This is a genomic window from Plantibacter sp. Leaf1 (genome assembly GCF_001421315.1).
GTDB lineage: Bacteria > Actinomycetota > Actinomycetes > Actinomycetales > Microbacteriaceae > Plantibacter.
Window position 1 is genome coordinate 1763839 of sequence record NZ_LMJX01000002.1, and the last position, 24189, is coordinate 1788027.

The 24189-nt window shown below is 70.4% G+C and carries 21 protein-coding genes; 11 read left to right on the top strand and 10 right to left on the bottom strand.

From position 1 onward, the window contains the following. From ASE44_RS10570 to ASE44_RS10580, 3 genes are all read right to left on the bottom strand, one after another. A complete protein-coding gene (locus tag ASE44_RS10570) occupies positions 1 to 1587 on the bottom strand; it encodes an ABC transporter substrate-binding protein (RefSeq protein WP_056009308.1) in 1587 nt (528 codons plus the stop codon). A gap of 131 nt (positions 1588 to 1718) precedes the next feature. Further along, entirely contained in the window at positions 1719 to 3323 is a 1605-nt protein-coding gene (locus tag ASE44_RS10575; protein WP_056779566.1) for a hydantoinase/oxoprolinase N-terminal domain-containing protein, read from the bottom strand. Then, a complete protein-coding gene (locus ASE44_RS10580; protein WP_056009312.1) occupies positions 3320 to 4459 on the bottom strand; it encodes a DUF917 domain-containing protein in 1140 nt (379 codons plus the stop codon). The genes ASE44_RS10575 and ASE44_RS10580 overlap by 4 nt, the downstream gene beginning before the upstream one ends. 73 nt (positions 4460 to 4532) lie before the next feature. Between ASE44_RS10580 and ASE44_RS10585 the strand changes: the two genes are divergently transcribed. Next, positions 4533 to 6032: a CdaR family transcriptional regulator gene (locus ASE44_RS10585; protein ID WP_056779568.1), complete on the top strand. Its 1500-nt coding sequence runs from the start codon at positions 4533 to 4535 to the stop codon at positions 6030 to 6032. A 97-nt stretch (positions 6033 to 6129) separates the two neighbouring features. On the opposite strand, the gene ASE44_RS10590 is transcribed toward ASE44_RS10585, so the two are convergent. Continuing rightward, positions 6130 to 6978 carry an alpha/beta fold hydrolase gene (locus ASE44_RS10590; protein WP_056779570.1) on the bottom strand — a complete coding sequence of 283 codons (849 nt, stop codon included), beginning with the start codon at positions 6976 to 6978 and terminating at the stop codon, positions 6130 to 6132. 144 nt (positions 6979 to 7122) lie between these two features. On the opposite strand from ASE44_RS10590, the gene ASE44_RS10595 reads away from it, so the two are divergent. The 3 genes from ASE44_RS10595 (at position 7123) to ASE44_RS10605 (ending at position 9437) form a co-directional block, all read left to right on the top strand. Beyond that, a complete protein-coding gene (locus ASE44_RS10595) occupies positions 7123 to 7770 on the top strand; it encodes a pyridoxal 5'-phosphate synthase (RefSeq protein ID WP_056779572.1) in 648 nt (215 codons plus the stop codon). Positions 7771 to 7869: 99 nt separating this feature from the next. Beyond that, positions 7870 to 8190 carry a helix-turn-helix domain-containing protein gene (locus ASE44_RS10600; RefSeq protein WP_056779574.1) on the top strand — a complete coding sequence of 107 codons (321 nt, stop codon included), beginning with the start codon at positions 7870 to 7872 and terminating at the stop codon, positions 8188 to 8190. Further along, positions 8187 to 9437, top strand: a complete 1251-nt coding sequence (locus ASE44_RS10605) for a type II toxin-antitoxin system HipA family toxin (RefSeq protein ID WP_056779578.1) — start codon at positions 8187 to 8189, stop codon at positions 9435 to 9437. The genes ASE44_RS10600 and ASE44_RS10605 overlap by 4 nt, the downstream gene beginning before the upstream one ends. Positions 9438 to 9470: 33 nt before the next feature. Here ASE44_RS10605 and ASE44_RS10610 read toward each other — a convergent pair whose 3' ends face one another. Both ASE44_RS10610 and ASE44_RS10615 read right to left on the bottom strand, forming a co-directional pair. Continuing rightward, a complete protein-coding gene (locus tag ASE44_RS10610; protein ID WP_082455956.1) occupies positions 9471 to 12347 on the bottom strand; it encodes an MMPL family transporter in 2877 nt (958 codons plus the stop codon). 61 nt (positions 12348 to 12408) lie between these two features. Continuing rightward, positions 12409 to 13056: a TetR/AcrR family transcriptional regulator gene (locus ASE44_RS10615; protein ID WP_056009323.1), complete on the bottom strand. Its 648-nt coding sequence runs from the start codon at positions 13054 to 13056 to the stop codon at positions 12409 to 12411. Between the two features lie 158 nt (positions 13057 to 13214). Between ASE44_RS10615 and ASE44_RS10620 the strand changes: the two genes are divergently transcribed. Continuing rightward, positions 13215 to 14426 carry an MFS transporter gene (locus tag ASE44_RS10620; RefSeq protein WP_056779581.1) on the top strand — a complete coding sequence of 404 codons (1212 nt, stop codon included), beginning with the start codon at positions 13215 to 13217 and terminating at the stop codon, positions 14424 to 14426. A 33-nt stretch (positions 14427 to 14459) separates the two neighbouring features. On the opposite strand, the gene ASE44_RS18825 is transcribed toward ASE44_RS10620, so the two are convergent. From ASE44_RS18825 to ASE44_RS10635, 3 genes are all read right to left on the bottom strand, one after another. Continuing rightward, positions 14460 to 15326 carry an AraC family transcriptional regulator gene (locus tag ASE44_RS18825; RefSeq protein ID WP_200921053.1) on the bottom strand — a complete coding sequence of 289 codons (867 nt, stop codon included), beginning with the start codon at positions 15324 to 15326 and terminating at the stop codon, positions 14460 to 14462. Positions 15327 to 15380: 54 nt separating this feature from the next. After that, positions 15381 to 16559: a hypothetical protein gene (locus tag ASE44_RS10630; RefSeq protein WP_157579869.1), complete on the bottom strand. Its 1179-nt coding sequence runs from the start codon at positions 16557 to 16559 to the stop codon at positions 15381 to 15383. A 70-nt stretch (positions 16560 to 16629) separates the two neighbouring features. Further along, positions 16630 to 17196 (bottom strand): ABATE domain-containing protein, encoded by a 567-nt coding sequence (locus tag ASE44_RS10635; protein ID WP_056779588.1) that lies wholly within the window; start codon positions 17194 to 17196, stop codon positions 16630 to 16632. A gap of 53 nt (positions 17197 to 17249) precedes the next feature. Between ASE44_RS10635 and ASE44_RS10640 the strand changes: the two genes are divergently transcribed. After that, the gene (locus ASE44_RS10640; protein WP_056779591.1) at positions 17250 to 17642 is read left to right on the top strand and encodes a carboxymuconolactone decarboxylase family protein; all 393 of its coding nucleotides are present in this window, start codon (positions 17250 to 17252) and stop codon (positions 17640 to 17642) included. Beyond that, on the top strand, positions 17639 to 18547 hold the full coding sequence (locus tag ASE44_RS10645; RefSeq protein WP_056779594.1) for a hypothetical protein: 909 nt from the start codon (positions 17639 to 17641) through the stop codon (positions 18545 to 18547). Before ASE44_RS10640 ends, ASE44_RS10645 begins: the two co-directional genes overlap by 4 nt. 83 nt (positions 18548 to 18630) lie before the next feature. On the opposite strand, the gene ASE44_RS10650 is transcribed toward ASE44_RS10645, so the two are convergent. Beyond that, a complete protein-coding gene (locus tag ASE44_RS10650) occupies positions 18631 to 19128 on the bottom strand; it encodes a hypothetical protein (protein WP_056009334.1) in 498 nt (165 codons plus the stop codon). A gap of 347 nt (positions 19129 to 19475) precedes the next feature. Here ASE44_RS10650 and kdpF point away from each other — a divergent pair, with 347 nt between their 5' ends. From kdpF to kdpC, 4 genes are all read left to right on the top strand, one after another. Beyond that, entirely contained in the window at positions 19476 to 19565 is a 90-nt protein-coding gene (gene kdpF / locus ASE44_RS10655) for a K(+)-transporting ATPase subunit F (protein WP_056009336.1), read from the top strand. Next, positions 19565 to 21238 carry a potassium-transporting ATPase subunit KdpA gene (kdpA, locus tag ASE44_RS10660; RefSeq protein WP_056779596.1) on the top strand — a complete coding sequence of 558 codons (1674 nt, stop codon included), beginning with the start codon at positions 19565 to 19567 and terminating at the stop codon, positions 21236 to 21238. The genes kdpF and kdpA overlap by 1 nt, the downstream gene beginning before the upstream one ends. A 95-nt stretch (positions 21239 to 21333) precedes the next feature. Further along, positions 21334 to 23499, top strand: coding sequence for a potassium-transporting ATPase subunit KdpB (gene kdpB / locus ASE44_RS10665; RefSeq protein WP_082455957.1), 2166 nt, complete (start codon positions 21334 to 21336; stop codon positions 23497 to 23499). A 55-nt stretch (positions 23500 to 23554) separates the two neighbouring features. After that, on the top strand, positions 23555 to 24163 hold the full coding sequence (kdpC, locus tag ASE44_RS10670) for a potassium-transporting ATPase subunit KdpC (protein WP_056009340.1): 609 nt from the start codon (positions 23555 to 23557) through the stop codon (positions 24161 to 24163). The last annotated feature ends 26 nt before the right edge of the window (positions 24164 to 24189 follow it).

Here is a 24189-nt window from a genome sequence, read left to right on the forward strand (position 1 = left end):
TCAGCCGACCATCCGGATGCTCGTCGGGCGGATGAAGTTCGGACGCTCGACCTCGGCGCCGTTCAGGTACAGGAAGTCCTGCGCGTCGGCGATGGGGAACACGTCCGTCCGCTCGATGAGCTTCGCCTCGGCCTGCTGCCACAGGTCGCAGGTCTCCTCAGGGCTGGCCGTCTTCGCCTGCTCGGCGAGGGCGTCGTACTCGGGGTTGTCGACGAACATGAAGTTGTTGCCACCCTTGTCCGGGGTCTCGCCACCGAAGAAGGTGTTCACGATGACCGGTCCGCCCGGGGCGATCTGGACGAAGCCGGTGTCCCAGTCGAAGGTCGAGAACAGCTGCTCGGACCAGGCGTTCGCGTCGTTGCCCGAGAGCTCCGTCGTGACGCCCAGCTCGTCCCAGGTCTGCTGCACGAGCTCGGCCGCTGCCGCGTGGCTCGGGGTCGCCGCGTCGTAGATGAACTTGATCGTCAGGGGCTCGCCGTCCTTCGAACGCTTGCCGTCGGAGCCGAGCGTCCAGCCGGCCTCGTCGAGCAGCTCGCCGGACTTCTCGACGTCGGTCTCGGGGAGCGTCCACTGCGGGCCGTCGGCGACGCAGAGGTACGGGCTCTTCACGACGAGCGACTTCGACTCCTCGGCGGTGCCGTCGGTGACGACCTCGCCGACCTGCTCGCGGTCGATCGCGGTGACGAGGGCCTCACGGACGAGCGGGTCGGAGGTGGGGCGCTCGGGGCGCTCGTTGAAAAGCATCTCGCCGATCGGGTTGCGCACACCCTCGCTGGCGAGACCGGCGGCCTCGACGCGGTCCTGGTCGGCTCCGCCGATGCTCGCGGCGTTCACGTCGCCGGAGAGCAGCAGGTTCGCGGCGGTCCCGGGGTCGGTGACGACGCGGACCTCGAAGGTGTCCGGCAGGCCCTTGGTGTCGCTCGTGACGTCCCCTGGACCCCAGGTGTAGTCGTCACGCTTCGTGAAGGTGTAGCTGGAGCCGGGCGTCGCCTTGTCCAGCGCGAAGAGGCCGGTGCCGTTCATCGTCTCGACGAGCGAGTCCGGGTCGTCGAGACCGGCCTGGCAGACCATCTCGACGGTGCCGGTGTTGGCGAGGATGAACGGGTCGGGCGTCGTGCTCGTGACGGTGAGCTGGTTGCCGTCGGCGGTCGCGGTCATGCGCTCGGAGACCTGCGCACCGTAGTAGAAGGTCGCGTTGGCCGGGTCGGCGTTGTAGGTGATGTTCGCGGCGGCCGTCTCAGCGGTGAACGGGGTGCCGTCGGCGCAGGTGATGCCGTCCTTCAGCGTGTACGTGATGGAGGTGGCGTCCTCCTCCCAGCTCTCGGCCAGCCACGGGACGAGCTCGCCGTCGGCGTCGACGTACACGAGCGACTCGTAGTGGAAGCTGATGATCTCGCGGGCCTCGAGGCTGATCCCCGTCATGGGGACGAGGCTGCCGGGGTCGCCGCTCATCGCGGTGACGAAGGTGCCGCCGGAGACGTACTCGCCGGAGGAATCCGAGGATTGCGAGGAGGTACACGCGGTGAGGGCCACCGCGGTGAGCGCCGCGGTGGCGAGGGCCGCCGCGGCTTTCTGCTTGCTGTTCATGCTGGATCCTTCGTACTCGGGTGGCCGTGGTGCGCGGGTGGCCGGATCAGATGGGGTGAGGTGCCGTGCTGGAATGGCTGTGATGCGTGGTGCCCGGTGCGGTGGTGCGGGGAATCGGCTGGTGCTGCCCGTCAGACGGGCTGTCTCGTGGCGGTCCCGATCCTGGCGAGCGGACCCGCCGCCTTCACGGAGACCTTGAGGGTGGGACGGGTCGCGTACGAGACGGGGGTCTCGAGCACGTCGACGACCTCGACCGTGCGCGGGTCTGCGCCGGCCTGGATCGCCTTCTCGATCGCGGAGCGTCCTGCCTCCTCGATGGCGGCTGCGCGGTCGGCGAAGTCGCAGAGCTGATCGGAACGCCCGCCGGCGAGCGCGATGGCCGCGCCGACCGCGTTGGCGACGTTGCCTCGCGCGGGGCGGAGCACCTCGCTCGCTCCGAGGACCGAGTCCGGCACGAGGAACCCGCCGCCGCCGACCACGACGAGCGGGAGGCCCGTGCGGCCGAGCGACATGCGTTCCACGGCGGACTCGATGCGTTCGTGGGCGACCCCGAGGGCGTGTTCGAGCGCCTGGCGGGTCGCGCGGTCGAGCGGCGGCAGCTCCCGGTCGGCGATGCCGAACTGGAGCGATGCGGCGTCGGTGAGCGTCGGGGTGGAGCCGCCGAACAGCAGCGCCTCCTCGGTGAGCCGGTAGCCGACCGAGTCGTGCCGCGGGACGCCCGTCGCGGTGTCGACGATCGTGCCACCGCCGAGGCCGACGCTCAGGATGTCGGGCATGCGGAAGTTCGTGCGCACGCCGCCGACCTCACGCGGCAGGGTCGACTCGCGCGGGAAGCGGTCGACGAGCACGCCGAGGTCGCTCGTGGTGCCACCGACGTCGATGATGATCGCGTTGTCGGCACCGGAGAGGAACGCGGCGCCGCGGATCGAGTTCGCGGGTCCCGAGCCGATCGTCAGGACCGGGTAGCGCGCCGCGTACTCGACGGCCATGAGCGTGCCGTCGTTCTGGGCGAAGTAGGTGGTCGCGTCGAGCTGCTCCTCGGCGACGACCGTGGTGAGGGCGGCCGTGACGTCGCGGGCGACGGCGTAGAGGGCGGCGTTCAGGACGGTCGCGTTCTCCCGTTCCAGGAGTCCGAGGGCGCCGATCTCGTGGCTGAGCGACACCGGGACGTCGACTCCGACGTGGTCCTGGACGAGCGCCTCGACCTCGAGCTCCTGCTCGGGGAACGACGGGCTGAAGATGCCGCAGACGGCGACCGCGTCGAAGGTGCCGGCGAGGGCGTCGAGCTCGCGCCGGATGAGGTCGCGGTCGAGCGGTGCGATCGGGTAGCCGTCGACGAGGTGGCCGCCGCCCGCGAGCACGCTGCCGGCGAGGACAACGTCGCGCAGCTCCCGCGGCCACCCGGCGAGGGGCGGGAGCGAGGTGGCGGCGGGCGAACCGAGCCGGATGACGACGACCCGACCGAGGTCACGGCGGTTGACGATCGCGTTCGTCGCGTGGGTGGTGCCGAGCATGACGCGCGTCACGAGGCAACGGGCGTCGCCCAGTTGCTCGAGGACGTCGGCGAGCGCCGCGCGGATGCCGCCGGTGACGTCGCGCGTGGTCGGCTGCTTCGTCCACGAGACGACCTCGCCGTTGCCCGCGAGCGCGACGGCGTCGGTGTTGGTCCCACCGACGTCGATGCCGATGGCGAGTTCGCCCGAGGTGTCCGTGACGGTGCTGGTGCCGGCGTTCATCGGGTCGCTCCCAGGGTCTCGGCCGCACTCGTCGTGCCGAACGGTTCGTAGTCGAGGTCGTAGCCGAACGCCCGCGGGCCGGCGAGTTCGAGTCCGCGCGGCGTCCGCCACAGCGGGTCGCACGCCCAGGCGAGCACGCTCACCCGCTGGCCGAAGCGCAGCATCTCGGTGGAGATCGCGTCGCCCGTCTCCGAGTCGACGATGGTCACGAGGTCGGGCACGCTCACGATGACCGCGCCGTCCTCCATGACCACGAGGTTCTCGTTCTGGATCTCCACCCGCGTGAGGCGACCGCGGTGCTCGCCGATGCCCTCGACCGTCACGGAACCGCGGGTGAAGCCACCCTCGGTCCGGCGTTCGATGTCGACGACCTTGCCGCCCGTGATGAGCGCGGCCCCGAGTTCGTCGGTGAGCGCCTCGACCGGGTCGGTGGCGGTGAGCAGCCGTCGCCCGACCTGCACGGCCCGACTCACGCTGCCCTCGATGACGGCGCCGCGGACGGTGTCGCGGTCCATGACGTAGTTCGCGCCGATCGAGATGGCACCGCTCGCGACGGTGAGGGCACGGGCGTGACGCTCGAGCCACGACAGGCTGACGGGCCGCAGGATCGAGACGTTGCCGATCACGTCGCTCAACACGGCGTACCCGGGCGGGAGGTTCGCGACGTTCATCGCCGTCATCGGCGCCTCGGGGAAGGCGCGGCCCATGCCGTCGGCGTCGAGGATGCTCAGGCCGAGGCTCGCCGCCCACCCGACCGGACCGACGCCGTTGCTGCCGCCGATCTCCGTCGCCATGATCGTCGTGATGCGCTTGCCGGTGAGCCGCTGGATCTCCTCGACGATGATCTCGGCCTGGCCGGTCGCCGCGAGCATCTCGAAGCCCACCGAAGGGGCGCCGATGCCGGACATCGCGACGACGACGTCGTGCTCGTCGAGGTCGGCGACCTGTTTGACCGGCACCGGGCCGTACTGCTCGAGTGCGATCTCGACGCCGAGCTGCGGGGTCTGCACCGCGCCGCCGCCGCCGGTGCCGAAGACGGCGCAACCGGCCGCGAGGGCGGGCACGTCGGCCAGGGTGATGCTCGTGACCGGGGTGGCCGACGCCGCGGACCGCGCGGCGGGGTGGTTCGTTGACATGTACCGAGCGTAGGCAGGGGTCGGAATCACGACAATGTTCCCGCAGCCCACACAATCGGGGCAGAATGTGCTCATGGCCCAAGTCACCGTCGCCGACGTCATCCTCCAAGCCGAACATCTCGGCGCTCGCTGCGTCGCCGGTTCCCCGGCCGACGTCCTCGTCACCGGCGTCGAGATCCTCGCCCTCGACGAGCTCAACGACGCCACCGAGCACGCCATCGCCGTCGTCACCACCCCCGACGGCGCCGTCCCCCGGCCGTACCAGGTGGACATCGCCATCCGCCGGGCCATCGCGGCGGGATGTGCGGCGATCCTGTTCGTCGGTGAGTTCCCCATCGCCGAGACCTCGCGCGCGCTCGCGGGCCGTGGCGGCCTCCCCGTGATCATGAGTCAGGGCATCGCCTCCGATCTCGCCGTGCTCATGGACCGCACCATCCGCGGCGGGGCCGAGGAGGCGATGTCGCGGGCGGAGTTCGCGATCCAGCGCGTCATCGCGGCTTCGGCGGCCGAGACGGAACAGGCCTCCGGCGTCGGCGTCCGGGAGGCGATCCTCGAGGTCGCGAGCACCACGCTCGGCGTCCCCGTCACCCTCGTCGAGGACGCCGGCGCGAGCTGGCTCGAACCCGACGCCGTGTGCATCGGCGAGATCCCCATCGGCCGGGTGCACGCCGAACGCGACGACCCCGCCGCCGCCATCGCGCTCCCCGTCATCGCCTCGGTGCTGTCGCGGGCGCTGCAGCGCGAACTCCACGGTCGCTTCGGCTCCGTGCGGTCCCGGGCGGAACTCATCATCGAGTTGATCTTCGCGGAGTCCTCCCGCATCGACGGCTTCGCGATGGACGCCGTGCGGGCCGGCCTCCCCCTGCAGCTGTCGCATGCGGTCGCCTGGTTGACCCCGAAGCACGTGAGCGACCCGGACCGACGGGCGCCGACGGTGCTCGCCCCCTCCGTCGAACTGTTCGCGCTGCAGCTCGTCGACCAACGCGACGAGCAGTGGCACCTGGCGATGCGCCGCGACGAGATCGTCGTCATCGCCTCGGAGGAGCTCGGGGCGCCGGACCACCAGCGGCGCCTCCGCGACGTCATGGAGCGCATCGTCGCGCACGCGTCGTCGGTCGCCGGGCCCGAGTGGACGTTCACCGTCGGCCTCGGCACGCCGCAGAGCGGGGCCGCCGGGCTGCGGCAGTCGGCGACGGAGGCCAGGGTCGCGGCGGAGGCGGCGATCGCGGGTGGGCGGTTCGGCACGATGGAGGCGACCGACGTCACCGGGCTGCGCCGGGTGCTCCTCGACTTCTACGCCTCACCGCTCAGTCGCACGCTGCTCGACGACATCCTGTCGCCGCTCGACGACCTCGGGCCGGAGCGCGCGGCGATCGCGGTCCGCACGCTCCTCGCCTACCTCAGCCACCGGAACTCGCTCGTGCGCGCCGGGGCGGAACTGAACCTCCACCCGAACGCGGTGAACTATCGGATCCGCCGCATCGAGCAGTCGCTCGAGCTCGACCTCGCAGATCCCGACGTGCGCTTCGCAGCCGAACTCGCCTGTCGCGTTCGCCTCATCGGCATGCCGTAGAGAACCCCGTTCCCTGAACTCCCGACGCCGATCCCTGAGCTTGTCGAAGGGCAGCCCCGGTCCCCGCCCTTCGACAGGCGCAGGGACCACGCCACCCTCAGCGCAGCTGCTCCGCGTGCCTGGCCACGCGCACGATGCCGGCGACGAGCGTCGGCCACAGCTCCGCGGGGATGAGGTGCCCCATGTCGGGCAGGACGTGGAGTTCGGCCGCCGGCATGGCCTCGGCGATGTCCACGGCCGAGCTCCAGTGCAGCACGTCGTCCTCGCGTCCGTGGAGTACGAGGGTGGGCACGGTGACCTCGCGCAACCGGTCGAGTCGCTCGGGCGCGCGGCGGAGGGCCGCCCACTGCCGGCTGTAGCCCTCGGGCGCGTAGCCGCGGTCGTACGCCTCGCCCGTCGCCCACACTTCCCATTCGGTGTCCGGCTGGTACCGGGCGCCGGGGACGGGCGCGGCCAGCTCGGCCATGACGGCGACGGACTCCTCGCGGCTGGTCCGCACGGGCTCGACGAGCAGCTCCGGCCGCTCGCCGTGCAGGATGTAGCGCGGGTCCTGGCCGGGGATCGTCGACAGCAGGCCGAGGCTCAGCACACGCTCAGGGTGCTCGAGGGCGACCATCTGCGCCATCATCCCGCCCATCGAGTGGCCGACGAGGTGGGCCGCTGCGACCCCCAGGTGGTCGAGCACGCGGAGGACGTCGTCACCCATGTCGCCGAGCGAGTACCCGCCGTCGACGTCGTGCTCGCCGCCGAAGCGCTGGGAGAAGCCGACGTCGCGGTTGTCGAACCACACCACCCGGAACCCCTCGTCCACGAGCATCGCGCGGAGTTCGGGGCGCCACGCGATCATCTGCGCGCCGCCACCGGCGATGAGCACGATCACCGGGTCGGCGGGGTCGCCCTCGACCTCGTAGTGGATCGAGACGTCGTCGGTGTCGGTGTACGGCATGTGGTGCCCACTCTCCTCGTGATCGGTTCCGAGGCTAACCCGCAGCCGGAGCACACACCATGTGTCGGTGCACCACGCTTCGGGCGGGGACTGTGCCGGGCACCCAAGGCTCCGGGCCACGGGCTCCGCGGGTAGGCTCGCGCCATGAGCGCTGAACCCCTCTCCGGAGACGACTCCCTGCACCTGCCCGAGTTCGAGACCCCGCCGACCGAGCCGATGCCGCTCGCCCAGGCGTGGTTGGCCGCAGCCGTGGAGCGCGAGGTGAGCGAGCCCCGCTCGATGACCCTCGCCACCGCCACCGCCGTCGGCGTGGTCAGCGCCCGGACCGTGGACGTGAAGACGATCGACGGTCGCGGCCTGGTGTTCGGCACCTCGACCGAGAGCCGCAAGGGCGGGCAGTTGACGGAGAACCCGAGCGCCGCCCTGCAGGTGTACTGGCGCGAGACGATGCAGCAGCTCCGCTTCGAGGGCCGGGTCGAACGGTTGAGCGACGAGGAGTCCGACGCGCTGTTCGCCGACCGCTCGCCGAAGTCCCGGGCCGCCACGGCGGTCGCGCACCAGTCGACGCCGTTCGCCGACGGCCCGGAGGAGACGCTCGACACGCTCATCGCCCGCGCGAACGAGCTGCTCGAGCGTTCGGGTGACGATGTGCCGCGGCCGGCCACCTGGGTCGGCTACCGGCTCGTCCCCGACATGGTCGAGTTCTGGCACGCCAGCCGCGACCGCATGCACCGGCGACTCCGCTACCTCGCGGCCGACGGCGGCTGGATCGTCGACCGCCTGCAGCCGTAACGGGGAGGCGACCACCGGCCGCCTCCCCGTATGGAGAGCATTTCCGTCATTAACGCGTATAATGACGAACATGATCGCCATTATCGAGAAGGTGCCATCATGGCCGCCGGTCCGGGTCTGAGCCGCGAGATGGTCCGTCTCGGATCGAACGTCCGAGCCTGGCGCAAGATCGTCGGCCTGACGGCGGACATCGTCGCTGAGCGCGCCGGCATCTCGCGGGACACGCTGCGCGCCATCGAGAACGGACGGTCGACCTCCTCCGAGAACCTGTTCGCAGCACTCCGAGCTGTCGGGATCCTGTCCCAGGTCGTCGACGCATCAGATCCTCTGGCGAGCGATTTCGGCTCGCGGAACTTCGCTCGAGCTGGCGTCGAGCGCGTCCGGATCCCTGCACCGACGCCCGCAGACGATCAACGATGACCGTCGACCTGGCGCCCGACCACCTGGTCGAGGCGAACGTGAGCATCGTCCTGCCAGACGGAGTCGAAGTCCCGGCCGGCCGGGTGGCGACCGACGGGCACCCGGGGTCGGCCGCGCCGGGCATCGTCTTCCGATACGCGGACTCGTTCCTCCTCGATCCACGCGGCTACGACCTGTCGCCCGACATGCCCCGAAGTGCTGGTCCGCTCCGCGCATGGTCCGGCCGCGAAGCGCTCGGCGCACTCGGCGACGCCATGCCCGACAGCTGGGGGCGTCGGATCATCCGCGCCGGAACGCAGGCGCGAAGCGGTCTGGACTACCTGCTGCACGTGAACGACGAGACCCGTCAGGGCGCCTTACGTTTCGCGGTGGAAGGCACGTTCCTCGGGCGACGCACCCATCCCGTAGCTCAGGTCCATGACCTGCCCCGGATCCTCGCAGCAGCACGGGCATTCGAGACGGGCACCGAGTCCGACGATGAGCTCGCGGTGCTGATCGAGGCAGGGACCAGTGCCGGAGGAGCGCGACCGAAGGCGGTCGTCCGTCATGACGACGCACTCTGGATGGCGAAGTTCGCTCGCGACACCGAATACTCCGACCCGATGGCCTGGGAGGCGACCGCACTCGCGCTCGCGCGTCAGGCGGGTGTCGAGATACCGGACTTCGAGCTGGAACGGATCGCCGAGGGCCGGTCGATCCTGCTCACCAAACGATTCGACCGCATCGGCGAGCAGCGCATCGGGTATCTCAGTGCTCACTCGCTCACGACGAAACCGGAGAACCAGCCCCTGTCGTACGTCCACCTGGCCGAGGCAGTCGCGTTCGCCAGTCCGACCCCGCGAGTGGATCTCGCCGAGCTGTTCCGACGAGTCGCGCTCAGCCTGCTCATCGGCAACGTGGACGACCATTTCCGGAACCACGGATTCCTCCGGCAACACACCGGCTGGAAGCTGTCACCCGTCTTCGACCTGGAACCGAACAAGCGCCCCGACCGGGTGGAAGCCACTCCCATCACCGAAGGAGGCGAACGATACGGTCGTGACATCCGCGAACTCTGCGCGGTGCACGACGCGTTCCGCCTCTCGGCGACGGCCGCCGCTTCGATCATCCGCGACACAGCGGAGCGCACGATGGACTGGCGGACGGTCGCGATCGGTTACGGCATCTCGCCTGAGGCCGCGGTCGTCGCCGAGCGTGCGTTCGACGGCGACAACCGGCGTCGCGCGTTGGAGATACAGGCTCGGTGACCGGAGACACCGGTCACCGAGCCTGGCGAGACGCTACCTCGGTGCCCGGACGATGACGACACCACCGGCGGGCGGCTCGACGACGGCCGTCCCGTTGTCGGCGTCGACCGCGATCACATAGGCACCGACGGCGACCCGCTGCACGCCCGCCGAAGCCGGGTGCACGATGACGTCGAGGCCGGGCTCCACCCGGGAGACCTGCTGCTCGCCCGGGTCGGGGTCCGTCGTGAGCACGTGCGCCGGGTGCGTCCGGTCGGCGGCCGCAGCCGCCTCCCGGCGGGTCAGCTCGCTCGAGGGCGAGGCCACGTGGGCGGCGGTCGCCGCGGTCACGCCGGCACCGAGCGCCGCCGTCTCCGCGCCGTCGACCGCACTCCGCGGGCTGTCCTGCTGCGGCACCGTCTCGACCGAACCGGTGTTGTGGGGGTGGCTGCGTTCGAGCGCGGCGCCCTCCACGTCGACGTTCGGCAGGATGCGGTCGAGCCACTTCGGGATCCACCAGGCGCTCGTCCCGAGAAGGTGCATGATCGCCGGGATGAGCAGCATGCGGACGACGAACGCGTCGACGAGCACACCGAACGCGAGACCGAAGCCGATCGACCGGATCATCGCCGAGTGGGAGAAGATGAACCCGCCGAAGACGGAGATCATGATGATCGCTGCGGCCACGACGACCGTGCGACCGGCGTGGAGACCGCGGCGCACCGCGAGTCGGGCCGGAGCACCGTGGGCGTACGCCTCACGCATGCCCGACACGAGGAACAGCTGGTAGTCCATCGCGAGGCCGAACAGGATGCCGATGAGGATCGTCGGCAGGAAGCTCAGGATGGGCCCCGGGTCGTGGACGCCGAACACCGGGCCGAGCCAACCCCACTGGAAGATCGCCGTGATGCCGCCGAAGGTCGCGGCGAGCGACAGCATGAAGCCGAGCGTCGCGGTGACGGGCACGAGGATCGAGCGGAACACCAGGATCATGATGATGAGCGACAGCCCGACCACGAGTGCGAGGTAGAGCGGCAGGGCGTCGGACAGCTGCTTCGAGACGTCGATGTTGCCGCTCGCACTGCCGGCCACACCGAGGTCGACGTCGCCGGACAGCGGCGACAGGTCGCGGAGGTCGCGGACGAGCTGCTCCGTGGAGACCGCGTTCGGGCCTTCCTCGGGGATCACCTGGAACGCGAGGACGGTGTTGTCGTCCGAGGCGCCGACGGGGGCGACGGCCTTGACGTCCTGCACGTCGGCGATCTTCTGACCGATGCGCACCTGCTCCTCGAGCACCTCGTCGTCGGTCGCGGCGTCCGGGAGGGTCGCGACGACGAGCAGCGGGCCGTTGACGCCGGCACCGAACTTGTCCTCGATGAGCGTGTAGGACTTGTACTGCGTCGAGTCGACGGCCTCTGAGCTGCCGTCGGGGAGGCCGAGCCGCATGTCGAGGGCCGGCAGGGCGACGACACCGAGGACGACGAGCCCGGCCACGAGGGTGCCGATCGCGCGGATCGTGCCCATCGGCTTGGTGGGGACGGCGTCGGGGCGCGGGGTGCCGATGGAGGCGCGGGCCTTGCGGCTGAGGATCCGCAGGCCGAGCAGCGACAGCAGCGCCGGCGTGAGGGTGACGGCGAGGAGGATGGCGACGGCCACGCAGATCGCGCCGACGGTGCCCATCATGCCGAGGAACGGGATGCCGGTGACGTTGAGCGCGAGGAGCGCGACGAGCACCGTGGAGCCGGCGAACACGACCGCGTTGCCCGAGGTGCCGTTCGCGAGCCCGATGGACTCGTGGAGGTCGACGCCGTCGAGCAGCTGCTTCCGGTGCCTGTTGAGGATGAACAGCGAGTAGTCGATGCCTACCGCGAGCCCGAGCATGACCCCGAGCACCGGGGTGATGGAGAGCATGTCGACGACACCGGACATCGCGAGCGAGGCGGTGACACCCACGCCGACGCCGACGATCGCCGAGACGAGCGGGAGCGATGCGGCGATGACGGTGCCGAGCATGACGAGGAGGGTGATCGCGGCGATGATCAGGCCGATGGCCTCGCCGACGCCGAACAGCTGCGGGAGGCTCTGCGCGAGTTCGTTGGAGAACTCGACCTCGACGCCCGCGGGGACGTCCTCGGAGACCTGGTCGATGACCGACTGCTTCGTCTCGGGCGTGACCTCCTGCTGACGCTGCTCGAAGACGACGTTCGCGACCGCGGTCGTGTCGTCGGTCGACACGGTGCGGATGCCGGAGGAGAGGTCGAGCAGCTGCGAGGAGAGTTCGAGCTTCGTGCTCTGCTCGTCGATGGTCGCGAGGTTGTCGGTGATCGTGGTCTGCTGGGCGTCGAGCGCGGCCTGCTGCTGGGTGATCGCCGCCTGCTGGGTGTCGAACTGGGCCTGTGCGGCGGCGGGGAGCGTGCCGCCGGCCGCCTGCTGTGCCTGGGCGAGCGCGGCGCTCAGCTGGGTCTGCGCGGCGGTCAGCTGCTGCTGGCCGGCGTCGAGCTGCGCCTGTCCGTCGGTCAGTTGCGTGCGACCGGCGTCGACCTGCGCCTTGCCGTCGGAGATCTGCTTCGCCTGGTCGGCGATCGTCTCCTGGGTCTCGAAGGGGTTGACCGTGGAGTCGACGCCCGTGAGGTCGGCGGTCTCGTCGAGCAGCTCACCGATCGCGGTCTTCTGCGAGTCCGTGAAGGCGTCGCCGTCCTTGGTGTGGAAGACCATCGCGCCGGTGCCGCCGGAGGCGCTCGGGAACGACTCCTCGAGCTGGTCGGTGACCTTCGCCGTCGGGGTACCGGGGATGGTCACGGCGCTCGACAGCGTCCCGCCGAACGCGAGGAACGCGCCGACCGAGATGCCGAGGATCACGATCCAGGAGATGAGGACGGCCCACGCGCGGCGCGCGGAGAAGCGTCCGAGGCGATACAGCAGTTCAGCCAAGGGAGTCTCGATTCTTCGGGAGGTGGTGCTGGTGACGTGTGCGGGGACGGAGCGGATGGGATCAGTGCGTGGAGCCGTAGCCCGTGCGGACGCTCGCGATGAGCCGTTCCAGCAGGGTGGTCCAGAGCGCACGGGCATCATCGTCCGTGGTGGCGCCGGTGCTCGCGATCCAGTGGTGCGCGAGCACTTCGACACCGTGCATGAGGGAGGACACGAGGAAGCCGGCCTCGAGTTCGTCGACGTCGGTGTTGCGCTCGGCCAGTTCGTGGGCGAGCTCCTGGGTGGTGCGGGAGAACGTGGCCTGGAAGAGCTGCTGCGGCCGCGAGTCCTCCGGGGCGAAGCCGCCGAGCGCGTTCCAGAGGAAGGCGATGACGCGGGGGATGTCCGTCGTGCGGAGGGCCGCGGCGACATCCTCGAACATCGAGGCCCGCGACCCCGGGCCGGCCGGGCGCGCGTTGACGGCGGCGCGGAAGCTCTCGATGACGACGGCCAGCTCCTCGGTGCAGGAGGTCGTGACGAGGTCGTCGACGGAGGAGAAGTGGTTGAACACCGTCCGCCGCGAGACGTCGGCGCGCTCGGCGATGACGTCGACGTTGAAGCCCGCGATCCCCTGCTCCGCGATCATGACGCGGGCGGCGTCGAGGATCGCGCGATGGTGGCGCGCACGCAGGGCGGCGCGTCGATCCTCGGCGGGGGCGGTGGTGGACACGTGGGTACACTACGTGCACCGATGCACGGAGTGCAACTTCTTGACGCGGGGTTCACCGAGTTGCCAGCAACGCGACACCGGAGCGTCTGCGGACGAACGGTCGGACCCTGCGGACGCAGCGTCGGGCGGGCGTCGTCAGCCCCCGCCAGACTGGGAGCATGAGCACCCCCGACACCCTCGATTCACCGCGCACCGGCTCCGTCCCCGTCGCCGGCACCCCGCGCGACCGCACCGCCTGGGCGTCCGTCGCCGTGATGATGGCGACGAGCTTCGTGCTCGTGCTCGCCGAGTTCCTCCCGCCGAGCCTCCTACCGTCCATGGCCGCGTCGCTCGGCATCTCCGAGGGGCAGGCCGGCCAGGCCGTCACCGCGACGGCCTTCGTCGGGTTCCTGACGGCACCGACCATCGGCATCCTCGTCCCCAGCCTCGACCGCCGCCTGCTGCTCGTCCTCCTCGCCGTCGGCGCCGCGGTCTCCAGCGCACTCGTCGCGATCTCCGCCGACTTCGTCATGCTGCTCATCGCCCGCCTGCTCCTCGGAGCGGCACTCGGGGCGTTCTGGGCCATGTCGATCGCGATCGCCGCCCGCCTCTCGGCCCCGAAGCACCTCGGGCGCGCGATCATGCTCGTGAACACGGGCACCACCGTCGCGACCGTCGCCGGCGTCCCCGTGGGCACCTACCTCGGGTCGATCATGGACTGGCGGCTCATCTTCGCGGCCGTCGCGGTGATCACCGCCGTCGTCGCCGTCGCGCTGCGGCTCGTCCTCCCGCCCGTCGCGCCGGCACCGTCGAGCGGCGGGCTGCGGTCGCTCGTCGACACCCTCCGGGTCCCGGGCATCCGCATGGGCCTGACTGGTCACATCCTCACCGTGCTCGGACACTTCATCGCGTTCACCTACATCCGGCTCGCGATCGAGCGGGTGCCCGACCTCGACGCCGCCGGTGTCGCCGTCCTGCTCGCCGCGTTCGGCCTCGGCGGCGTGGTCGGCAACTTCGTCATCGGCCTGCTCGTCGACCGTCACCTGGCGGCGCTCCGCTATGTGGTCCCCGCGTTCATCGGCGTCTCGATCGCGCTCGTGACCCTGTTCCCGGGGCAGCCGTTGGTCGTGACCATCGCCATCACCACCTGGGGCATGGGCTTCGGCGCGTGGCTCACGACGCTGAGCACCTGGATGGGACGGCTCGTCCCCGACCGCATGGAGTCCGGCGGCGGGCTCGTGGTCGCCGGGTTCCAGCTCGCGATCACGGTCGGCGCCGGTGTCGGCGGCATCCTCGTCGACGCGGTCGGCATCGTGCCGGCGCTCGTCGTCGCCGCGGTCTCCGCGATCGTCGGTGGGGTCATCTTCGGCTCGGCGCGCACCGCGCGCTGAGGCAGCACCGACGCCGAGGCCGAGACCGCACGCCTACGCGGCGGCGGCCTCGGCTCGCCAGCGGGCGGGCGTCAGGCCCGTGTAGCGCTGGAAGGCGCGTGCGAAGCCGTCCTCCGAGGCGTAGCCGAGCTCGCCGGCCAGCTCGGCGACCGTCGCCCCGCCCGTGATGATGAGTCCCTTCGCGGTCTCCATCCGGACCGTCGTGAGGTAGGCGCGCGGGGTGTGTCCGACGACCTGTCGGAACCGCTCGGCGAACGCGGAGCGCGACATCATCGCGATGCGGGCGAGGCTCTCGAAGGTCCACGGCCGCCCGGGTTCGGCGTGCAGGGCGTCTAGCACGGCCGCGATGTGCGGGTCGCCGATGCGTTGCAGCCAGCGCTCGGGCGCGCACCCGGCCTCGTTCCAGGACCGGAGGGCGGCGGAGACGATCGTGGTCGCGATCCGGCTGCAGATGACGGCGTCGCCGGGGCGTGCGCGGCCGCTCGGACCGGGGCATCCCATGCCCTCGATGAGCGCGACCATGGACCGCTCCTGACCCGCGAAGTCCCGCACGGTCAGTGTCTCGGGCAGGGTGTCGGCGACCGCCTGCCGCTGCCGCGACGGTTCGAGACCGACCTCCAGGACCTCCGCCTCGCCGAGCGCGCGGAGGACGGTCGTGTGCGCCCGGGGGAAGAACACGAGGTCGCCGGCGTCGAGGTCGAGGGCGCCCTCCGGGGTGGTGAGCCGGATACGTCCGCTCGACACGAACAGGAAGCCGGAGGCCGGGTGCCCGCGGTCGAGCCGGGAACCGTCCGCGAGGCGGTCGCGGTAGGTGCCGTGGATCGTCCACTCGAGGCTCGCGAGCGCGCGATCGAGGGTGTCTGGTGCGGACTCGGCGAGGGCCGGCAGCGTGAGGGTCACACCTGGGCGAACGCGATCACGCCCGGCGATGTTCCGAGGGCGGCCGATTCCGCCTCAGCGGGCGTCGACGACGGACATGAACCCGGCGAAGGCGAACGCCGCGGGGATGAAGTACAGCAGGGTGCGGGTGATGAGCCACGTCGCCGCACCGACGACACCCCACAGCGCGTGGAAGCGCGCGCGGACCCGGAGTCGTCGGCCGTCCTCGGAGACGACCGTCCGCCCCTTCGTCCACTGCTGCTCGGCCTCCATGGCCTTCCGTGCGGCATCGAGGACGCTCTCGGCGTCCTGCCCCACCACCCGTTCGTCGCGGTACCGTTCAGCCTTCCGGACGAGGCGCGGGACGAGGTCGGTGAGGATGGCGTCGACGGCGATCCACGGTGCCGGGTAGGCGAAGTCGGCGGCGGGCTTGCTGAAGAACACGACCCGGTCGTCGAGGATCTCGACGTTGTAGTACGCGGCGGTGCTGATGAGCGACGACATCACGTCCGGCGTCAGGACGTACCGGGCGTCGACCCCGTAGCCCGAGGGCGCGTACACCCGGAACCAGCGGTCGAAGTCGCCCTCGAGCGAGATCAGACCGCCGCGGTCGAGGCCGGGTGGCAGGTCGCTGCGGACGGTGTCGTTCCTCGTCGCGTCGAGGAGGAGGTGCGGCAGCGGCGCCGGCAGCCGGACCACGAGGTAGTGCCAGTCCCCCGAACGCTTCACCTCGTCGAGGAGGTTGCCGAACTCGACCTCGTCGCGGACGAACCGGGGGTCCGACAGGAACTGCGGCCCGGGAGTAGAGACGAACGCGTTGTGGTACTTCCCGGTCGTGGTGATGAGCGAGGAGAACATCGCCCGCGACTTCGGCTCCTCGGTGAAGCCGTTCTCCACCGCGGTCAGGTGTCGCCGCCACTCGGCCAGGCGCGCCTTCGGCGATGGTGGCCGTTGCGACCAGCGCAGCAGGAACCAGGCGCCGGCGAGCAGCCCCACGAGGATGAGCGCGGCGACGACCAGGCCGATGACGTCGTCGGCTTCGACGCGACTGTCGTGGTACTCGTCGACGCTGACACCGACCGAGACGAGGGCGATCGCGAGATACCAGAGGACGAGGCTGAAGTAGAGGTGGAAGACCACTCGGCGCCCGGTGGGTACTCCCTTGGACCTGGCCGAGCGGCGCTCCTCCGCGATCGCGGAGGCGACCTCGTGCTCGGGTGCCGTCAGCCACCGCAGGTCCATCGACTCCGTCACCGACACCGACACTGTTCCCCCGTCACCCTCGACCTCCAAGCGTATTGCAGCCGGACCCGGTCGATGCTCGTCAGTGAGGCGCGGGATCGGCCTCGGGCCGAGCCATGGACCCCTGTCGTGCGCGGTGGGCGCGGACCCGGCCCCGACTGGCGCAGGCCGGCGACGGACACCAGTGGCGCCGACCGGAGGTGTCGAGGAACACCCACCGGCAGTCGACCTCGGCACACTGGTGCAGGAGCTGTCGGTCCGGTCCTTGCAGGGTGACGAGCGCTTGGACGGCGATCGCGGCGAGCGCCGTGTCGAACGGCATGCCGGCGACCTGGTCGCGCCAGGCCGGCTCAGCCGGGATCGTGGCGATCGCACGGACCTCCTGCGCCGCCTCGGCCGCCGGCTCCCGTCCGGCGACCGCCGCCATCGCCAGTTCGCGGAGCGCTTCCCGCAACCGCACCAGTCCGGCGAGGTCCGCATCGCTCAGCTCGTCCTGCGGCGGGAACCCGACGAGCCCGAGCCAGCGTCGTCCGGCTTCCGGCGTTCCGATGCGCTCGATCGGTCGCGTTCCGAAGCTCTGCCCCCGGGTGGCGAGCAGGTTCAGCCAGGTGGCGCCGCCGTCGAAGCGGAAGTCGGTCTCGGTCGTCATGGTTCGAGTGTAACGTGTCAACCGTTACAGCCGAGACGATCGAAGGAGAGACGATGCACGAGGTGTTCGATGTGGCGGCAGGCCGCGAACGATTGGCGGAGCTGCAGGACGAGACGACGACCGCGGCCTGGCGCGCGACGGTGGATGCGGCGGCGCCGGGCTTCGACGAGTGGATCGTCGGCGCCGTGTTCGGCGGGACGTATCAGCGTGAGGGCCTGACGCCGCGCGACCGACAGCTGCTCATCATCGGTGCGCTGACCGCGCTCGGCGGCGTGGACCCGCAGCTCAGCGGGCACCTCACGACCTCGCTCCGGATCGGGATGACCCGCACGGAGCTCGCGGAATCGCTCATCCACCTCGTGCCGTACGTCGGCCTCCCCCGGGTGATGGCGGCCCTGCGGCTGCTGCCCGAAGCGGCGACCGCCGGGGATGCCGACGCCCGATGACCCGGGTGATCCGCACGGTGCTCGGTGACATCGACCCGGCGACGGCGGGCGTGGTCGACTCGCACGACCACCTCTTCCTGCGGACACCGGTCCTGGCCGGTCAGGACCTGGTCGACGAGCCGGACGCCCTGGCGACGGTCGAGCGGTTCGCCGCGGCGGGCGGCGGGAGTCTCGTGCAGTGGACGCCTCGAGGTCTCGGCCGCGGGCTCCCGGCACTCCGACGGATCAGTGCGTCGACGGACGTCCACCTCGTGGCGGCGACCGGCCGGCATCTGCGGCGCGTCTACCCCGAGGGCGCTGCAGAACCCACACGCTCGGCCGACGAGCTGGCGGCGGCGTTCATCGACGACATCGACCGGCACGGGTGCGGACTGATCAAGATCGGTGTCGGCCCCGACCGCCTCGCCGAGGACGAGCGGGACGCGTTGCGGGCCGCTGCGGTGGCGCATCACGCCACCGGAGTGCCGATCGCGGTGCACCTCGAGCAGGGAGCGGCGGCCGGCCTCGTCCTGGCGGCGCTGGACGCCGACGAGGTGGACCCGCGGTCCATCGTCCTCGGGCATCTCGGCCGGAACCCTCACGTCGAGCAGATCCTCGAGGCCGCGCGCTCCGGCGCGTGGGTGTGCATCGACACACCGTCGCCCGGCCACCCGATGGAGCCGAACCGGTTGACGCGGATCCTCGAGGCCCTCATCGACGACGGACACCTGCCCGCGCTGCTCCTCGGCGCCGACACGACCACGTCCGCCTCCCGCGCGCGGCCGGAAGACGCCGGTCCGGCGGCGCTGCTGACGGCCATCGAACCGCAGCTGGCACAGGCCCTCGGCGCGGAAGCGGTGTCGACGATCACCCGCGACAACCCCGCCCGCGCCTGGGCGTTCGAGCTGGGGGATTTGACGCCCTAGGAACTGTCAGGACTGAGGCAGCAGGCGACTGGACACGGTGCGGGCCGCCGAGCAAGCCACGCTGCCTGAGATCTCCGAGGAGCTCATGCCCGCCAGAGATCGAGGGTGTCCCAGTGTGTCGGCGCGCCCAGGGACTCGATCGTAAGAGCTTCGGACGTTGGGAAGCCGCGGAACAGTGCTGCTACCCTCACCGGCCAATCGGTATCCGGATCGATCGATGCCAGCAGGTAGGCGATCACGGCCAGCGCATTGTAGGTGCCGTACACCTGTTTCGGATGCTCGGAGTCGCGCAGATGATCGAGCATCTCGATCAGTCGACGGTCGAAGTCGATGATCGCTTCGGCGTGCGAGAGACGTGTGCCCGGCCGGTATCCGCTGAGGATGCGGACCCGGGTGCGGCCATGCTCGTCGACATACGCTTCGGACAACCGGAACGGGTACAGGAAGCCGGTCAGACGGTAGTACCCGATCGATTCCACGACTCGGGCGGCATGATCGGGATCCGAAACCTCGAGGCCGTGGTACTCGAGTCGGGCGACCTGCTGCTCAACGGACAACCAGTCTTTGGCGTACTCGACCATGGACCTCCCCCGAACAGAAAATCAGCCCGCGCCTTTCGGCAACGGGCTGATCATGATGACTCCAGTCTAGCGCGCAGAGACGCGACGTTGAGCTTGGCGTCGTTGCGGCTGTGGACACCACGCACCGTAGGGAGGTCGTGAGGATCGACGCGGAAGGCGTATGGAAACCGTGAGGACGGCCGATCCGGGCTGCTGACGGGTGTTGGCTCTGAGCTGTCCCGAACGGGACTCATCAGCACCACGCACCATTCACACACTGGAGTCCTCTTGCTCGACCTCGTCTACGTGCTCGGCATCATCGCCGTGTTCGCTGTGGTCGGCCTCGTCGCCCGGGGAGTGGAGAGACTGTGATCGTCTTCGAACTCCTCGCCGCCGTCCTGGCCGTCGCCGCCGTCGTGTACCTCGTGTACGCGCTCGTGAAACCCGAGAGGTTCTGATGCAGACCCTCTTCGCGATCCTCCAGGTCTCGACCCTCGTCCTGGTCCTCGTGCTGCTCTACCGTCCGCTCGGTGAGTACCTCGTCCGGGTGTACACCTCCGGCAAGGACTTCGCCGTCGAGCGCGGCTTCTACCGCGTGATCGGTGTCGACGCCCGCTCCGAGCAGACCTGGCAGGCCTACCTGCGCGGGGTGCTCGCCTTCTCGCTCGTCGGCGTCCTCCTCGTCTACGCCCTCCAGCGTGCGCAGGCCGTCCTGCCGTTCGCGCTCGGCCTCCCCGCCGTGCCGGAGGGTCTGTCGTTCAACACGGCCGCGTCGTTCGTCGCCAACACGAACTGGCAGTCGTACTCCCCCGAGGTCACGATGGGGTACACCGTGCAGCTCACCGGCCTCGCGGTGCAGAACTTCGTCTCCGCCGCCGTCGGCATCGCGGTCGCCATCGCCCTCGTCCGCGGCTTCGCGAGTCGGCGCAGCGGCACCATCGGCAACTTCTGGGTCGACCTCACCCGCGGCACCCTCCGTGTCCTGCTGCCGCTCTCCGTCGTCATGGCGGTCGTGCTCATCGCGGGCGGCACCATCCAGAACCTCAACGGCTTCACCGACGTCGGCACCATCACGGGTGCGACGCAGACCATCCCCGGCGGACCGGTCGCCTCGCAGGAGGCCATCAAGCTCCTCGGCACGAACGGCGGCGGGTTCTTCAACGCGAACTCCGCGCACCCCTTCGAGAACCCGACCGCGTGGACGAGCCTCGTCCAGAACATCCTCATGCTCGCGATCCCGTTCTCGCTGCCGCGCACCTTCGGCCGCATGGTCGGCGACCACAAGCAGGGCTACACGATCCTCGCGGTCATGGGCGTCATCTTCCTCGCGTCGTTCTCGATCCTCACGGCGCTCGAAGCCCGTGGCCTCGGAGCGGCACCGATGGCGGCCGGCGGCGCGATGGAGGGCAAGGAGCAGCGCTTCGGGGTCTTCGCCTCGACGCTGTTCGGTTCGACCTCGACGCTCACCTCCACCGGTGCCGTCAACTCGATGCACGACTCCTACACGGCACTCGGCGGCATGATGCCGATGATCAACATGATGCTCGGCGAGATCGCCCCCGGCGGCGTCGGCTCAGGCCTGTACGGCATGCTCGTGCTCGCCGTCATCGCCGTGTTCATCGGTGGCCTGCTCGTCGGCCGGACCCCGGAGTACCTCGGCAAGAAGATCGGCCCGCGGGAGATCAAGCTCGCGAGCCTGTACATCCTCGTGACGCCGACGCTCGTCCTCGCCGGTACCGCACTGAGCTTCGCCATCCCCGGCGTCCGCTCGGACGTGGAGACGACGTCGATCTGGAACCCGGGCCTCCACGGCCTCTCCGAGGTGCTCTACGCCTTCACCTCCGCCGCGAACAACAACGGTTCCGCGTTCGCCGGCCTCACGGCGAACACCCCGTGGTTCAACACGGCCCTCGGTGTCGCCATGCTCCTCGGCCGCTTCGTCCCGATCGTGCTCGTCCTCGCACTCGCCGGTTCGCTTGCCGCGCAGGACCGGGTGCCGTCGACCGCCGGAACGCTCCCGACCAACCGGCCGCAGTTCGTCGGCCTCCTCACCGGTGTCGCCGTGGTCATCACCGCACTCACCTACTTCCCCGTCCTCGCGCTGGGTCCCCTGGCGGAAGGGCTGTCATGAGCCACGTCCACCACGCACACCCCGTGGTCATCACCGCATCCACCTACTTCCCCGTACTCGCGCTGGGTCCCCTGGCGGAAGGGCTGTCATAAACCATGTCCACCACGCACACGCTTCCCGCCCCGGCGGAACCCGAGCAGGAACAGGACCACCACCACGAGCCCGCGAAGGCCGCGTTCGGTCCGGCACAGCTGCTCGCCGCGACCCCCGGCGCCTTCCGCAAACTCGACCCGCGACTCATGGTCAAGAACCCGGTCATGTTCATCGTCGAGGTCGGGGCCGCACTGACGACCGTCCTCGCGATCGCCGAACCGTTCCTCGGTGGGGCGCAGGAGTCCGGCGGCTCGGCCGTGCCGGCATCGTTCACCTGGGGCATCGCGATCTGGCTGTGGCTCACCGTCGTCTTCGCGAACCTCGCCGAATCCGTGGCCGAGGGCCGCGGCAAGGCCCAGGCCGACAGCCTCCGCAAGACGCGCACCTCGACCATGGCGAACCAGGTCACCGCCTACGACGCCTCGGGCGATCCGTCCGCCGAGCACACGGCCACCGGCCAGGTCTCCTCGGCGGACCTCACCCTCGGCGACGTCGTCGTCGTGACCGCCGGCGAACTCGTCCCGGGTGACGGCGACATCGTCTGGGGCATCGCCTCGGTCGACGAGTCGGCCATCACGGGCGAGTCGGCCCCGGTTGTCCGCGAGTCCGGCGGCGACCGCAGCGCCGTCACCGGCGGCACCCGGGTGCTGTCCGACCGCATCGTCGTCCGCATCACCTCGAAGCCCGGCGAGACCTTCGTCGACCGCATGATCGGCCTCGTCGAGGGCGCGGCGCGGCAGAAGACGCCGAACGAGATCGCGCTCAACATCCTGCTCGCCAGCCTGTCGATCGTCTTCGTGATCGTCGCGCTCACGCTCAACCCGATCGCCTCCTACGCCGCGGCCCCTGTCAGCGTCCCGGTCCTCATCGCCCTCCTCGTCTGCCTCATCCCGACGACCATCGGTGCCCTCCTCTCCGCGATCGGCATCGCCGGCATGGACCGGCTCGTGCAGCGGAACGTGCTCGCGATGTCCGGCCGCGCGGTCGAGGCGGCCGGCGACGTCACGACCCTGCTGCTCGACAAGACGGGCACCATCACCTACGGCAACCGCCAGGCGGTCGAGTTCATCGCCCTCCGCGGTGTCACCCCGGACGAGCTCGCGCAGGCCGCCGCCCGGTCCTCGCTCAGCGACCCGACGCCCGAGGGCAAGTCGATCGTCGACCTCGCGGCCGAGCGGGGTGTCCACCTCGGCGGATCCGTCGCCGGCGAGATCGTCCCGTTCACCGCGCAGACCCGCATGAGCGGCCTCGACCAGCCGGACGGCGCGCAGATCCGCAAGGGCGCCGGCTCGGCCGTGCTCGCCTGGGTGCAGGAGTCGACCCCGCTCGACGAGGCGATCCGCGCCGAGCTCCAGGAGCACGTCGAAGCGGTGTCCGCCGGCGGTGGCACCCCGCTCGTGGTGGCGCAGACCGACACCACCGGCACCGCCCGGGTCCTCGGTGTCGTCCGGTTGAAGGACGTCGTCAAGGCCGGCATCGCGGAACGCTTCGCCGAGCTGCGTGCGATGGGCATCCGCACCGTCATGATCACGGGCGACAACCCGCTCACGGCGAAGGCGATCGCCGCGGAGGCCGGCGTCGACGACTTCCTCGCCGAGGCGACGCCCGAGCAGAAGCTCGAACTCATCCGCAAGGAGCAGGAGGGCGGCAACCTCGTCGCGATGACCGGTGACGGCACGAACGACGCTCCGGCGCTCGCCCAGGCCGACGTGGGCGTGGCGATGAACACGGGCACCTCCGCCGCGAAGGAGGCCGGCAACATGGTCGACCTCGACTCCGACCCCACGAAGCTCATCGACATCGTGCGGATCGGCAAGCAGCTGCTCATCACGCGAGGCGCCCTCACGACGTTCTCCATCGCGAACGACGTCGCCAAGTACTTCGCGATCATCCCGGCCATGTTCGCCGGGGTGTTCCCGGGGCTCGCCCTGCTGAACATCATGCAGCTGCACTCCCCGGCGTCGGCGATCCTCTCGGCGATCATCTTCAACGCGATCATCATCGTGATCCTGATCCCGCTCGCCCTCCGCGGCGTGAAGTACCGACCGCTCAGCGCCTCGAAGGTCCTCAGCCGGAACCTGTTGATCTACGGGCTCGGCGGTGTGATCGCGCCGTTCATCGGCATCAAGCTCATCGACCTCGTCGTGACGCTCATCCCCGGCTTCTAGCCGGACCCCGTCCCCTCGCCCCAGTACCCCAGCACACGAAAGCAGACAGAACATCATGAGTGCATCCCGCAGCGGCATCGCCCAGTACTGGGTCGCCATCAGGGCCATGCTCGCCCTCACCGTCGTCCTCGGCGTCGGCTACCCCCTCATCGTCACCGGGATCGGACAGGCGACGATGTCGTGGCAGGCGAACGGCTCGCCCGTCTCGGAGGGTGGGAAGACGGTCGGCTCGGCGCTCATCGGGCAGTCGTTCACCGACGCCGACGGCAAGCCGCTGCCGCAGTGGTTCCAGTCGCGTCCGTCCGCAGCGGGCGACGGCTACGACGGCGGCGCGTCGAGCGGCAGCAACCTCGGGCCGGAGAACACCGACCTCGTCGCCTCGATCGAGGAGCGCCGTGCGGCCATCGCCTCCTTCGAAGACGTCGATCCGGCGAGCGTCCCCGCCGACGCGCTGACGGCCTCCGCGTCCGGCCTCGACCCGCACATCAGCCCGGCGTACGCGCTGCTGCAGGTGCCCCGTGTCGCCGCCGAGCGCGGCCTCGACGAGGGCGAGGTGCGGGCCCTCGTCGAGCGTCTGACGCAGGGCCCCGACCTCGGCTACCTTGGGGAGTCCACGGTCAACGTCCTGCAGCTCAACCTCGCCGTGGCAGGACTGGACGGATAACACCATGCAGCGCGGACGACACAGCG